We start from the raw sequence: 13,160 nt of genomic DNA on the forward strand, positions 1-13,160 counted from the left end.
AAACAACTGAGATTAAATACGGATTAAAAGTGATTAAATTTTATACAAAAAGGCGAAGGATGAAACACAGTAAGGCTTTTAAGGAATATTTTTATGAAGTTAAACAGATTGTTGATTATGTTGATCCAGTTAAAATAGGTTATATCAGCGAAGATGAATATGATAACGAATCATACGCAATAGCTCATAAAACATATAATAAAAAACTTTCTAAAAGTCAGATTAGTGAAATTGTCAAAGAAGTATTCGTTTATTTTTTTTCGGAAGATTACATCAGTGATGAAGAGAGTGAAAAAATAGGGGAGGAGATTTATAAAATCTTAACTTTTTGAATTAAAAGTTCGGCCTGTTTAAGGGCTTCTTTCGCCTCTTTGTCGCTTACCAAAAGCACTCCCATTCTTCTTCCCGGATGTGCCTCCGGTTTTCCGAATACGATGAATCTTGAATTAACCCTAAACACCGCAGGATCTATTTCAAATTCCGGCGTGTATGAATCTTTGTCAGCCTTAAACGCCGCGCTGGCACCAGGAGTTAAAAATTCAAATCCTAAAGGCAGGTTAAGAACGGCTCTTATATGAAGGGCAAATTCACTTTGAGACTGCGTAATTAAAGTTACAAGTCCCGTATCGTGCGGACGAGGGGAAACTTCGCTGAAATAAACCTCATCTCCTTTTACGAAAAGTTCAACTCCGAATATTCCTCTGCCTCCAAGACCCTCTACGATTTTACGTGCGATTTCTTTGGCTTTATTTAGAGCCGTTTCGCTCATTTCCATTTCCTGCCATGAGAAGATATAATCCCCGCCGCTTTGTATGTGTCCGATAGGTGGACAGAAAACTATTTCATTATCGTTTTTGGCTGTAAGAAGTGTAATTTCATAATCAAAGTGGATAAATTCTTCAACTATCAATTCATCCGCGCTTCCTCTGGCATCCTCTTTTGCGAATTCCCATGCCGTAATTACTTCTTCAGGACTTTTTACGATGCTCTGACCATGACCCGATGAACTCATAATAGGCTTTACAACCACAGGATATCCGAGTCTGTCGCATGCCTCTTTAAGGTCTTCATAGGTTGATACGAATTCATATTTTGAAGTTTTAAGCCCAAGCTCTTCGGCTGCGAATACCCTTATGTTTTTTCTGTTCATTGTTTTATTTACGGCTTCGGCGTTTGGGATTACGTGTATTCCTTCTTTTTCCGCTGTAAAAAGCGCGTCAATATTTATAGCTTCTATTTCCGGCAGTACGTAATCTGGCTTTTCGCGTCTTATGACGTCAAGAACCTGCTCTTTGTTTTTCATATCGATTACGTATGATTTTTGAGCTACAAGCATTGCAGGTGCGTTTGGATATCTGTCTACGGCGATTACTTCACATCCGAGGCGGTTTGCCTCAATCGCCACTTCTTTTCCAAGCTCGCCGCTTCCAAGAAGCATTATCTTAACAGAGTTTGATTTAAGAGGTGTGGATAATCTCATAACCTTCCTTTTTTTTAAATGATTATACCATTTTTGATATTTATCAAGAAATAAAACCGAAACAATTGATATTATACGGACAAATATTTTATAAAAGGGCTTATATGAGACTTAACGAATTAAAAATAGGTGATGAAGCCGTTGTTAAAAAAGTATATGCGAAAGAACCTTTAAAAAGCCGTCTGTTTGCATTCGGAATTGCAAAAGGGCAGAAAGTAAAAGTTCTTAAACACACACTTGCAAAAAACACTTTTGAAATAGAAATAGGCAATACCAAAGTCGCCCTTCGCGATGAAGAGGCGGCTGAAGTGGAAGTGGAATAAAGTGAACAGTGAAAAGTTGAAAATGAAAAGTTTGGAGGAGAAATGAAAGAAATAGTTGTAGCGCTGGTAGGACAGCCGAACGTCGGAAAGAGCCATCTTATCAATTCGATTTCGGGAGCTCAGCTTCATGTGGGAAATTTCAGTGGTGTAACCGTTGAGAAAAAAGAAGTCGAATTTGTAAGAGGAGATTATAAACTCAAATTCATAGACCTGCCGGGTACATATTCTCTTCATACATACACACCCGAAGAAGAAGTTACGAAGAAGTTTTTATTTAACGAAAAATATGATTTAATTTTGAATGTTCTTGATTCAAACCAGCTTGAAAAGAATCTGACTCTTACATGGCAGCTTAGTGATCTTCAAAAACCGATGGTTGTGGCTTTTAACATGTATGATGAATTTGCCAGGGAAGGCGGAGAAATTGATACCGATAAATTTAGCAGACTTACAAACATCCTGGCTCAAAACGTCTCGGCAAAAGAAAACTTCGGACTTGAGGAGCTTTTTGAAAAGGTAATAAAAACATACGAAGAAAAAAACATCCCGAAAGTCTACTATAGTGAAATAGTCGAAGAAGAAATTGAAAATTTAAAAAGAAAAATAAAATCATGCGAATTTTCAAAGCGTTTTGTTGCCGTAAGGCTTCTTGAAGATGATGAGGATATGTATAAATTCGTGCATGAAAAGCCATGGTTTGTTGATATTATGAACACCCTTAAAAATGCAAAAGAAAGACTGAGGGTGGAATTTGACGAAGACGATACCAAAACAGTGCTTTTTGAAGAGAGGCTGGCACTTGCAAAAGGTATAGTGACTCAGGTTGCCAAAAAGGCTAAAAAAGAAACACTTACCGAAAAAGTGGATAAGATTTTAATACATCCGATTTTGGGACTGCCTCTGTTTTTGTTTATTATGTGGGCGATATTTCAGGCCACGTTTTCAATCGGTGCGATTCCGATGGAGTATATCGACAAGGCGTTCAGTGCGTTTGGGATGAGTCTATCACATGTGCTTCCTAAAGGCATAGTCAGTGAAGCGATTATAAACGGGGTTATTCCGGCTGTTGGTGCTGTTGTAATGTTTTTACCGAATATCCTTATACTCTTTTTAGGTATCAACCTGTTAGAACAGACCGGTTACATGGCAAGAGCTGCATATATAATGGACGGCGTGCTTAAAAGATTCGGACTTCAGGGAAGGGCGTTTATCCCGCTGGTTTCCGGATTTGGATGTTCGGTGCCTGCGTATATGGCGGCAAGAACGCTTAAAAACCCGAAAGACAGACTCATTACAATGCTTGTGATCGGATTTATGAGCTGCGGGGCGAGGCTTCCTGTTTATGTGCTTTTGGTAAGTGCGTTTTTCAGACCCGAAATTCAGGGTAACGTGCTTTTTGCAATCTATATCGGCGGAGCTCTTACCGGGCTTGTTGTAGCTAAGATTTTAAGAGAGGTTTTATTCAAAGGCGAGCCTGAACCGTTTGTAATGGAGCTTCCTAAATACAGGTTTCCGAAACTTAAAGGTATTCTTTTTGATTTATGGATAAAAAGCAAACTTTATCTTAAAAAAGCGGGTACGTTTATTGCGACAGCAAGTTTGATTGTTTGGATTTTGAGTTCGTTCCCGAGAGCCGGAATTGAACAAAAATACGAAGAGCTTATTGCGAAAAACCCGTCACAGAAAACAGAACTTGTAGAAAAAATGAACAGAGAAATACTGCAAAACTCATATCTTGCGGATATAGGTAAATTTATCGAGCCCGTATTTAAACCTTTGGGGCTTACATGGAGAGAAGATGTGTCATTAATTGCCGGGCTGGCGGCAAAAGAGGTTGTGGTTTCGACATTAAGCGTCCTGTACGGAGGCAAAAGCGATTCGTCAAAAGAGACGGTTGAGGTTATAAGGGCGAACATGACTTTCACCGCTGCGGTTGCTATGATTATAATTATTATGTTTTATTCACCGTGCCTTGCGGCAATGGGGACGTTCTGGGCTGAGGTGCCGCAGTGGCAGTGGAGGATATTTTATACAATTTATCCGAATGTATTTGCTTATATAGCCGCATTTATCGGGGTTAGCTTAATCAAAGTCTTCTCCTGAACCTTCTTTTATCATTTTTAGTTATGTTTTATTAAACTTTAAATTTATTGTGCTATTATTACAATAATTTTCAATTTCATAGACGCTTGTCTAACAATCAACATTTATTTCGTGTATATATAAAGGAGAATAATGTATCCGGGGATTACTGTTATCAAAAGAAACGGAAGAAGAGAACCGCTTGATATTTCTAAAATCAGAAAGTATACAAAAGCGGCCTGTGAAGGTTTAGAGGGGGTGGATTATACTGAGCTGGAACTTGATGCGAAACTTCAGTTCAGAGATGGAATTACAACTGCCGAAATTCAAGATACGCTTATCAAAACGGCGGTTGACAAGATAGATATAGACAGACCGAACTGGAATTATGTTGCGGCAAGGCTGTTTTTGTATGATTTGTATCACAGGGTTACCGGCTTTACCGGATATAATCATTTAAAAGAGTATTTTCAAAAAGGCGAAGAAGCGGGAAGAATCCTGCTTGGTTTAAAAGAAAAATTCGACCTTGACGATTTGAATGCATACTTAAAACCTGAAAGGGATCTTCAGTTTACGTATCTCGGTATTAAAACGCTTTACGACAGATATATTATAAAAGACAGAAACGGCGAGCCTATTGAGCTGCCTCAGCAGCTTTTTATGGGTGTTGCGATGTTTCTTGCACAGAATGAAACAAATTATGAGTCTATTCCTGAAGAAGAAAGAGCAAATATCCCTAATGACCCTAAGGCGATCAGGGGATACTGGGCTAAGAAGTTTTATGATGTGATTTCGAAATTCGAAGTAATGGTAGCGACTCCTACGCTTAGTAACGCCAGAACCACAAGACATCAGCTCAGCAGCTGTTATGTAGGAAGTATGAACGATAATATCGAAGGTATTTTCGATGACTTTAAAGAAATGGCCCTTTTATCTAAATTCGGAGGCGGTATCGGATGGGATGTCAGCAGAATCAGGGCTCTTGGTAGTTTTATAGACAATCACAAAAATGCGGCAGGAGGTGTTATTCCTTGGCTTAAAATCACAAACGACATTGCAATTGCCGTTGATCAGCTGGGAACCAGAAAAGGTGCGATTGCCGTATATCTTGAGCCTTGGCATATGGATGTTTTGGACTTTTTGGATCTTAAGAAAAACAGTGGGGAAGAAAGAAGAAGAGCGCATGATCTTTTTCCTGCTTTATGGATTAGCGATTTATTTATGAAAAGAGTACAGGAAGATGCTTTATGGACTTTGTTTGATCCATATGAGGTAAAAGATCTGACCGATCTTTACGGGGAAGAATTTGAAAAAAGATATATCGAATACGAAAACGACCCGAATATCGCAAAAGAAACTATAAAAGCAAAAGAGTTATGGAAAAAAATCCTTCTTGAATATTATGAAACGGGAAATCCGTTCCTTTGTTTCAAAGACAACGCCAACAGAAGAAACCAAAACGACCATGCCGGAATTATCAGAAGCTCAAACCTATGTACGGAAATTTTCCAAAACACCGAGCCTAACCACTATAAAGTAAAAGTTACGTTTGAAGACGGAAGTTTTAACATGTATGATGAAGAAGAAGACGTAACTGTAGAACACGGCGATGTAAAACTTACGAAAAAAGCGAAAAAAATCACGTCAATCGACGCAATCAACGGCAAACAGGTATATATCGTGGAAAAAGTGCCGGTTAATGGTAAAACGGCTGTTTGTAACCTTGCAAGCGTGAATTTAAGCAAAGTAAACACACCTGAAAAAATCAAAGAGGTTGTGCCTGTTGCCATTAGAATGCTTGATAACGTAATTGACCTTAACTATTATCCGGTTAGAAAAACGAAAGATACGAACCTTAAAAACAGAGCCATAGGACTCGGTGCCATGGGTGAAGCCCAGATGCTCGCCGAAAAGCAGATTTTCTGGGGGAGTGAAGAGCATCTTAAACTGATTGACGAAGTGTTTGAGGGAATAAGTTATTATGCCATCAAAACAAGTGCCGAACTTTCTGAAGAAAAAGGAATATATCCTGAATTTGAGGGAAGCAGATGGTCTAAAGGAATACTCCCTATAGACAGCGCAAACGAAGAAGCCAAAAGACTTGTTGAGAGAGATCTTTTCAGTGCAATGCAATATGACTGGGAAGGGCTCAGAGAGAAAGTTAAAAAAGGAATGAGAAACGGATACCTTATGGCAATAGCACCTACGAGTTCTATTTCAATTCTTACGGGAACGACTCAGACAATCGAGCCTGTTTACAAAAGAAAATGGTATGAAGAAAACTTAAGCGGACTTATCCCTGTGGTTGTACCAAATTTAAGTGCTGAGACATATATGTTCTATACGCCGGCGTACGAGCTTGATCAGACCGTACTTGTAAAAGCCGCCGCAATCAGACAGAAATGGGTGGACCAGGGGCAAAGCCTTAATATTTTCATAACAACCGATAAAGCCAGCGGAAGATACCTCAATGAAATCTATACGCTCGGATGGAAACTCGGTCTAAAGAGCTTCTATTATTTAAGAAGCCAGTCTCCGGAAGTTCAGGAAGAGGTGATGGACAGAAGTATCGAGTGCTTCGGATGTCAGTGATTAATGGAGAATTGAAAATGGAAAATGGAAAATTAAAATTAGCAATTCCTCAAAAGGAGAATAAATGCAAATAAAAAAACTTTTCAATTACGACTGCCCTTTACATAAAGGTTCTACCACATCCATCATCAACGGATGTACCGAAGGGATTATCAACTTAAATAAACTTTCATATCCTTGGGCGTACAACCTATGGGAAATGATGCTTGCAAACACATGGTTTCCGAGAGAAGTGGACCTCACGGAAGATGCAAGACAGTACAGACAGCTGCTTCCTGCTGAAAAAAGAATGTACGACAAAGCGTTAAGCCAGCTGATTTTTATGGATTCGATCCAGACAAACAACACGCCTGACCATGTAAACCCTTGGATTACCGCTCCTGAAGTGAATATGTGTATAGTAAGACAGGCGTATGAAGAGGCTCTTCATTCACAAAGCTATGCCGTAATGGTGGACAGTATTTCGCTTAATACGGATGAAATTTATGAAATGTGGAGAGTCGATGCTAATCTTAGAAAGAAAAACGAATTTATTGGAAACGTATATGAAGAGTGGGGTACAAAAGCTTTAAACGGAGACGATGAAGCAAAAATTTATATGATTGTTGCGAACCAGTGTCTTGAAGGTATCTATTTTTACAACGGATTTGCTTCGTTTTACGTACTTGCACGTGCGGGTAAAATGCTCGGAAGTGCGCAGATGATCAGATTTATCCAAAGGGATGAGGTAACTCATACGCTTTTATTTGCAAACATCTTTAAAGAGATTAAAAAAGAGTTTCCGGATCTTTTCACACCTGAAGTTATTAAAAATATCAAAGATATGCTTTATGCGGCATATGAGCTTGAAAGAGACTGGGGGTGGTATATTACAAATGATGAAATTCTTGGTATGAGCAAAGAGTTAATCGACAGATTTACACAATACCTTGCCAACAAAAGAGCTCAGGCTATGGGACTTGACCTGCTATTCCCTGAAGTAGGACTTAAAAACCCTATCAGCTGGTTTGACGGATTTAGCAGCTTTAATGAGCAAAAAACAAACTTCTTCGAAGGTAATGTGGTTAACTACTCCAAAGGAAGCCTTAACCTTGATGATTTTTAAGCAAAAAGAGATTACTGTAAAAGCTCCTAAAAGGGGCTTTTTCGTAATTACGGACGAAATCCTCTCTTCAATCGATATTTCGGATATAAACGTCGGAATGATGAATCTTTTTTTAAAACACACTTCAGCTTCTCTTACAATAAATGAAAACGTCTCACCCGATGTCAGGGTGGATATGGAAAACATATCCAATAATTTAATCCCTGACGGATACATTTACGAACACTCCCTTGAGGGCAAAGACGATATGCCTGCACACTTTAAATCTTCAATGTTTGGAGTCAGTCTAAATATTCCTATTACAAACGGCAGACTGAATCTCGGAACGTGGCAGGGAATTTATCTTAACGAACACAGGGATTATCCTACAGGTAGAAATATTGTGATTACGGTATACGGTCAATAACATTCTATTTTATAATCGGTTTTAATTAATAAACTTTTTTCTTGTTTAGGTATTGGCATAGAAGCAAATGATTTTGTCATATATGATCTTTTCTGTGTTGTATATGGTGTGTAGATATTGATATTTGTTGCAAAACATTTTTTGTCTAATTTTTTTGAAAGGATTGCAGCTTCTGTTAATATATCATTATATGCTTTTGTTTTTAAGTTATTTATTACTGCTGTTTTTTCTTTTTTACTAATTGTCAAATTCAGTGAATTTAGTTTGACTTTTGCGTTTTGTAATTTATTTATAATATTGGAAAACTTTTTAATTTCGGAAGATTTAAATGTACATGTTGCATTAATATAAGCTTTATAATTTTCAAAAACTTCTTTTTTGTTAATGTATCTGTATACCGGTATGAATGAATATGTAGCGTTTTGACATACGGTTTTTAATTTGTTCATATTTGTATTTAATAACTCAATTAAATTATTTAGCTCTTTTTGTGTAATTGTAACTTGAATAGTGGCTTTTAATAAATTAGGTTCTATTTTTTGAGTGTATGTTTTAGTGTTTGTGAGTGTATATGCGAACAGTATACCACTTATGAAAATTATCAGCTTTTTCATTTTAAGCCTTTTTTTATTAATTATAATATAATTTCACAAAAAAGGTCTGAAATGCTTTTAAATTTTAACGAGGTTGAGAGTAAAGAAATATATAAGCTGATGGCCGGAAATATCATCCCAAGACCGGTTGCGTGGATTGTAACTGAGAATGAGGGTAAAATTAACGTGGCGCCTTTTAGTTATTTTACGGGAATTTCAAGTAAACCACCTCTACTGATGGTAAGTATCGGAAGGAAAAAACCTACTATTGACGAGCCGAAAGATACGTTTAAAAACATAAAAGAAACAAAAAAAGCAACCGTTTGTCTGACGCCATTAGATCTTTACGAAAAGATGGATAAAACAGGCGAAGTCCTGCCTTTTGGTGTAAACGAGGCGGAGAAATTCGGAATTGAGCTTGAAAAAATCGATGAAAATTTCCCTCCGATTGTAAAGGGATGTAAGAGGGCATTTTTGACAGAGCTTTACGGTACGTTTGAAAATGAAGAAATGGCTACGATTCCATTCTTTTTAAAAATTCATAAAATGTACATTGACGGTGATTTCGAACCGGTTGCGAGAGTCGGAAAAGGGTATGCGAAACTAACAGAAATTAAAAGTGAAAAATGAAAAGTGTAAAGTTAAATGGAGTATATAATGAATAATAAAATCGTATGTGTCGGAAGAAATTACGTAGAACATGTGAAAGAACTCAATAACAAAATGCCGAGTGAACCCGTATATTTTATGAAACCGTTTAGCAGTATCAGTGATGATATTAAACTTCCCGGGTATTCGCCTATGCATTATGAGGGTGAAATATGTTTTTTAATTGGCGAAACGCTTAAAGTCGGATTCGGTTTTGACTTTACCCTTCGTGAAGTGCAGAGTGAGCTTAAGAAAAAAGGTCTTCCGTGGGAGAGGGCTAAGGCGTTTAAAGGTGCTGCAGTTTTCAGTGATTTTGTATATTTTGAAAATATAGATGATTTAGGGCTTGAAGTGTATAAAAACGGAGAACTTATACAAAAGGCCGGTGTGGAGCTTATGATATACAAGCCGGAATTTCTGTTTGAGGATATTGAGAGAATTTTCGGATTAAACGATGGAGATATCGTAATGACCGGAACTCCTAAAGGAGTAGGCGTTGTAAACAGAGGCGATGAGTTTGAGGGCAGGATTTTGGAAGGCGATAAAGTGCTTGTTTCTAAAAAATGGACAGCACATTAAGTGAAAAGTGAAAAATGAAAAGTGAAAAATTAATACCCGTAAGTGAAATATTCTATTCCATTCAGGGAGAAGGTAAATACGCAGGGCATCCGAGTGTATTCGTAAGAGTCGGGGGATGTAACCTCAAGTGTCCCGGATTTGGAGAAAAAGGGTGTGACAGTTACTACGCCGTTGATAAATCGTACAAAAGCGAATGGAAACTTATGAGTGTGGAAGAGATAAAATCGGAAGTTTCCAAATATATAAGAAAAGATACACACCTTGTAATAACCGGAGGAGAACCTACATTGTTTTATAAACAGCTGTATCCTTTGGTTGTGTGGTTTGAGGGACAGATTACGGTTGAGACGAATACTACGGTTGATATAGATTTTGAAAAATATCCGGCATATAAAGATGTGGCTTTTGCAATGAGTGTAAAACTTTCAAACAGCGCAGAAGAATATGGTAAAAGAGTTAAAAAACATGTAATTAAATCATATGTTAAAAACGCTCCGAAAAGTTTTTTTAAATTTGTGATTGATAAAGATTTGAATAACGAAATAAAAGATATTACAGCGGGTATAAATGCACCGGTTTACTGTATGCCGCTTGGTGCCGACAAGGAAGAGCTTGAAAAAAATGCGCCTTTTGTGTTCGGTTTCTGCCTAAAACACGGATACTGTTACAGCGACAGAATACATATAAGGCTCTTTGGCAAAAAAAAGGGTGTATAAATAAATTTCAATGATAAGAGGAGATAAGAGAAGGGAACAATGGAAAATTAAAGATTTTAAGAATAGATTTTTTGGGTTGGAAATAACGAAGTAAAAAAAAAATAAAAGGAAGATTGAGATTGATTTATTCAATTTATGCAATTTAAAATCAATGTTTTATTATCGCCAACCACATTTAGATGGTGACAAACACCGTTATATAATCAATATAGATTAGTTAATGTTTGAATCAGACATTATTGCATTACATTAGATTAACATTAGTCGTCAATAAATCAATAATCAATAGTGTCAGGCACCAAATAAGAGTGTGGAGAGGAGGGAAAGATGAAGGGAGATAAGGAAAAGAGATGGTTAGGAAAGGAAGAGAGGAGGAAATGGAAAATATAAAGATGGAAAATGGAAAATAAAGTATGGGAAGAAAAGATCTAATGAAAAGAGTACCAGACACTATATATAATATTACTGTTTTTAATTAATGTTGCAAATATTCGCAATTTGGTAAAATTATGATATAAAAGAGAAAAAAGGAATTGTGTGATTATTAGAAAACTTTTCAAATTTGAAAACGCACATATTGTCAGAAACTGTACAAGCAGAAGATGTAGCCGTTCAATTCACGGGCACAGTTACAAAGTAGAAGTAAAACTCAGCTCAAATTATCTCGATAACGGAGAAATGGTATATGATTTCGGGCTTATGAAGGTTACGATAAAAGATCTTATCGACAGTTTTGACCATGCGATTACACTTTGGGCTAAAGATGATGACGAATATATTGAATATGCCAAGAAATTTAGCGAAAGATGGATTGTACTGCCTGTAAACCCGTCTGCCGAGCAGTTTAGCAGGGTGTTTTTTATAATGATTGACAGGGTTTTAAATTTAATGGAGTTTAATAACGGCGAAAAGGAAGTTAAACTTCATTCAATTGTGGTACATGAAACAGATACGGGATATGCCGAATGTTTCAGGGAAGATGCGTATAATTTTAAAGGAATGGGTGAAATAAAACTTGAAGATATTGTTTTTAGTGACAGAATAAAAGAAGAATGGAACGACTCGAGGTTATGGGATAAACTTTTAAGAGAAGAAAAACTTACTCCTCCAAAAGAAATTTAATCAAAACACCCTTTTGTTTTTTAAATCATCAATAAGGTGTTTTATGTCTAAACTTGACAGAAAACGACTAAAGTATTATAATTATAAAAAACTAAAGGAGATTAAATTGATTACTGAACTTAGAATGAGCCAATTATTAAACACATTGGTATTTGAAACATTGGGACAACCAGAAAAAGAAAGAGAATTTAAGATAAAATCGCTTAAAAAATGGGGATTTGATTTGGTGTTTGGAAAAAAAGACGGAGTTGAGACATATTTCGCCGCGTCTGAAAAACAGGCGGGGGATAAATATACCGAAAACGATGTAGAACATGAAGTAATTGAAGTGTTAAAAGAACTTCCTAAAAACAAAAAAATGTTTGCAAAAATTGAAATGATTGAAGGTAGGGCATATTTATACGTATATTTAAGAGAAGACGATATTGATACGCCTGTACTTCATGTACCGGCAGGAGAGCTTTTAATTGCGTTTTTGAAAAAACACAAATTCGTTCATATCATTGAAGCTATCAGAAATATCGGAAGTGCTGCAAGTCTTGTTAAAAAGCACGGGGATGAAGGTAAACCGCTTCCGTTTGAAGAACTGCCTCCGGTACCGAGAAGATTTTTAAGAGATGCTAAGAAAATTGAAAAAGAGATGGGGTTCGGAAGGGTTGCTCTTGCGTATTTCGGTGAGAATAAAAGCGGTGATGCGAGATACTGGATGGAATGGATGGTTCCGACAATTGCATTATTTGATGAGAAAATCAGTGAAAAAATAGACAAAGCCCTGGCTGAATTCAAATAAGGAGTCGGTATGCTAATATTCTGGAGCGGTACGTCTTTTGAAAAAAACGGATTTTTAGAAGACGATAACGGTAAGTTTTTACCGAGAAACGCAATACTTGAAGCACTTGAGAGTGCTGCTCTTTTTTATTACATTAAAAAAGACAAAGAAATTGAAAATCTTGTTAAAAAATACTTGACAGATAAGCCTAAAATAAAAGAAATAAGCAAGGAAATTAAAAAAATAGTATTTAAAAAATACCCTGTTTTAGAGGGAATTGAAATTCCTGAAAAGATTTATTTGCCTAAAGAGAATATTTCAAAAGAACTTGTTAAGGTTTTCGATCTTGAAAAAAAAGAGTTTACTGAGAGCTTTAAAATGGAAATATTCAAAGGTGTGCTTGAAGATGTGCATCTAAAAAGCGAAAATATTGAAAAAATTAAAACGGCTTGTAAATCATACGCAAGGGCACTTGCTGAATATGAACACAAAGAGCTTAAAGGCAGCGAATTTGAAGATTTGATTGTAGAGATTCAAAACAGTATCGCAAACGAATGGGAAATCCCAATCAGGGTAGGGCACTGGACGAATACGCCTTATAAAGGGGATTTGCTCTTTTTCTGGAGAATTAAGGAAGTGAGAGAATATCTGATTAAAGAGCTTGATATTGACATAAGACCAAAAGATGTGCTATATTTACCGCGTACAAATGAATTCCTCGGATGGGGAGAAATAAAGGATTAAT

14 protein-coding genes are annotated in these 13,160 nt (G+C 36.7%); 12 read left to right on the forward strand and 2 right to left on the reverse strand.

Features of this window, described 5'->3' with window-relative positions; genetic code table 11:
* The first annotated feature begins 59 nt into the window (after positions 1-59).
* A complete protein-coding gene (locus NAMH_RS01975; protein ID WP_015902297.1) occupies positions 60-332 on the forward strand; it encodes a hypothetical protein in 273 nt (90 codons plus the stop codon).
* Here NAMH_RS01975 and purT read toward each other — a convergent pair.
* Entirely contained in the window at positions 311-1,480 is a 1,170-nt protein-coding gene (gene purT, locus NAMH_RS01980; protein WP_012663871.1) for a formate-dependent phosphoribosylglycinamide formyltransferase, read from the reverse strand. The genes NAMH_RS01975 and purT overlap by 22 nt on opposite strands.
* Before the next feature lie 104 nt (positions 1,481-1,584).
* Between purT and NAMH_RS01985 the strand changes: the two genes are divergently transcribed.
* The 5 genes from NAMH_RS01985 (at position 1,585) to NAMH_RS02005 (ending at position 7,988) form a co-directional block, all read left to right on the forward strand.
* The gene (locus NAMH_RS01985) at positions 1,585-1,803 is read left to right on the forward strand and encodes a FeoA family protein (protein ID WP_015901766.1); all 219 of its coding nucleotides are present in this window, start codon (positions 1,585-1,587) and stop codon (positions 1,801-1,803) included.
* A 42-nt stretch (positions 1,804-1,845) separates the two neighbouring features.
* Positions 1,846-3,906, forward strand: coding sequence for a ferrous iron transport protein B (gene feoB, locus NAMH_RS01990; RefSeq protein WP_015901744.1), 2,061 nt, complete (start codon positions 1,846-1,848; stop codon positions 3,904-3,906).
* A 144-nt stretch (positions 3,907-4,050) separates the two neighbouring features.
* Positions 4,051-6,477 (forward strand): ribonucleoside-diphosphate reductase subunit alpha, encoded by a 2,427-nt coding sequence (locus NAMH_RS01995; protein ID WP_041361736.1) that lies wholly within the window; start codon positions 4,051-4,053, stop codon positions 6,475-6,477.
* Positions 6,478-6,541: 64 nt separating this feature from the next.
* Positions 6,542-7,582: a ribonucleotide-diphosphate reductase subunit beta gene (locus NAMH_RS02000; RefSeq protein ID WP_015902198.1), complete on the forward strand. Its 1,041-nt coding sequence runs from the start codon at positions 6,542-6,544 to the stop codon at positions 7,580-7,582.
* Positions 7,572-7,988 carry a secondary thiamine-phosphate synthase enzyme YjbQ gene (locus NAMH_RS02005; protein ID WP_012663499.1) on the forward strand — a complete coding sequence of 139 codons (417 nt, stop codon included), beginning with the start codon at positions 7,572-7,574 and terminating at the stop codon, positions 7,986-7,988. The genes NAMH_RS02000 and NAMH_RS02005 overlap by 11 nt, the downstream gene beginning before the upstream one ends.
* Here the strand turns inward: NAMH_RS02005 and NAMH_RS02010 are convergent.
* Positions 7,982-8,602, reverse strand: coding sequence for an SIMPL domain-containing protein (locus NAMH_RS02010; RefSeq protein ID WP_015902687.1), 621 nt, complete (start codon positions 8,600-8,602; stop codon positions 7,982-7,984). The two genes, NAMH_RS02005 and NAMH_RS02010, sit on opposite strands and share 7 nt — an antisense overlap.
* Before the next feature lie 51 nt (positions 8,603-8,653).
* On the opposite strand from NAMH_RS02010, the gene NAMH_RS02015 reads away from it, so the two are divergent.
* The 6 genes from NAMH_RS02015 to NAMH_RS02040 all read left to right on the forward strand — a co-directional run bounded on the left by NAMH_RS02015 (position 8,654) and on the right by NAMH_RS02040 (position 13,159).
* Positions 8,654-9,211, forward strand: coding sequence for a flavin reductase family protein (locus NAMH_RS02015; RefSeq protein ID WP_015901793.1), 558 nt, complete (start codon positions 8,654-8,656; stop codon positions 9,209-9,211).
* A gap of 27 nt (positions 9,212-9,238) precedes the next feature.
* Complete coding sequence (locus NAMH_RS02020) at positions 9,239-9,808, forward strand: fumarylacetoacetate hydrolase family protein (RefSeq protein ID WP_015901845.1); 570 nt, start codon at positions 9,239-9,241, stop codon at positions 9,806-9,808.
* A 14-nt stretch (positions 9,809-9,822) separates the two neighbouring features.
* Positions 9,823-10,524 carry a 7-carboxy-7-deazaguanine synthase QueE gene (locus NAMH_RS02025; RefSeq protein WP_015902460.1) on the forward strand — a complete coding sequence of 234 codons (702 nt, stop codon included), beginning with the start codon at positions 9,823-9,825 and terminating at the stop codon, positions 10,522-10,524.
* Positions 10,525-11,061: 537 nt separating this feature from the next.
* Complete coding sequence (locus NAMH_RS02030; protein ID WP_012663999.1) at positions 11,062-11,646, forward strand: 6-pyruvoyl trahydropterin synthase family protein; 585 nt, start codon at positions 11,062-11,064, stop codon at positions 11,644-11,646.
* Positions 11,647-11,752: 106 nt separating this feature from the next.
* On the forward strand, positions 11,753-12,436 hold the full coding sequence (locus NAMH_RS02035; protein WP_041361741.1) for a TIGR00703 family protein: 684 nt from the start codon (positions 11,753-11,755) through the stop codon (positions 12,434-12,436).
* A 9-nt stretch (positions 12,437-12,445) separates the two neighbouring features.
* Positions 12,446-13,159, forward strand: a complete 714-nt coding sequence (locus tag NAMH_RS02040) for a hypothetical protein (RefSeq protein WP_012663730.1) — start codon at positions 12,446-12,448, stop codon at positions 13,157-13,159.
* Position 13,160 lies beyond the last annotated feature (1 nt).

It is taken from the genome of Nautilia profundicola AmH, from assembly GCF_000021725.1.
Lineage (GTDB): Bacteria > Campylobacterota > Campylobacteria > Campylobacterales > Nautiliaceae > Nautilia > Nautilia profundicola.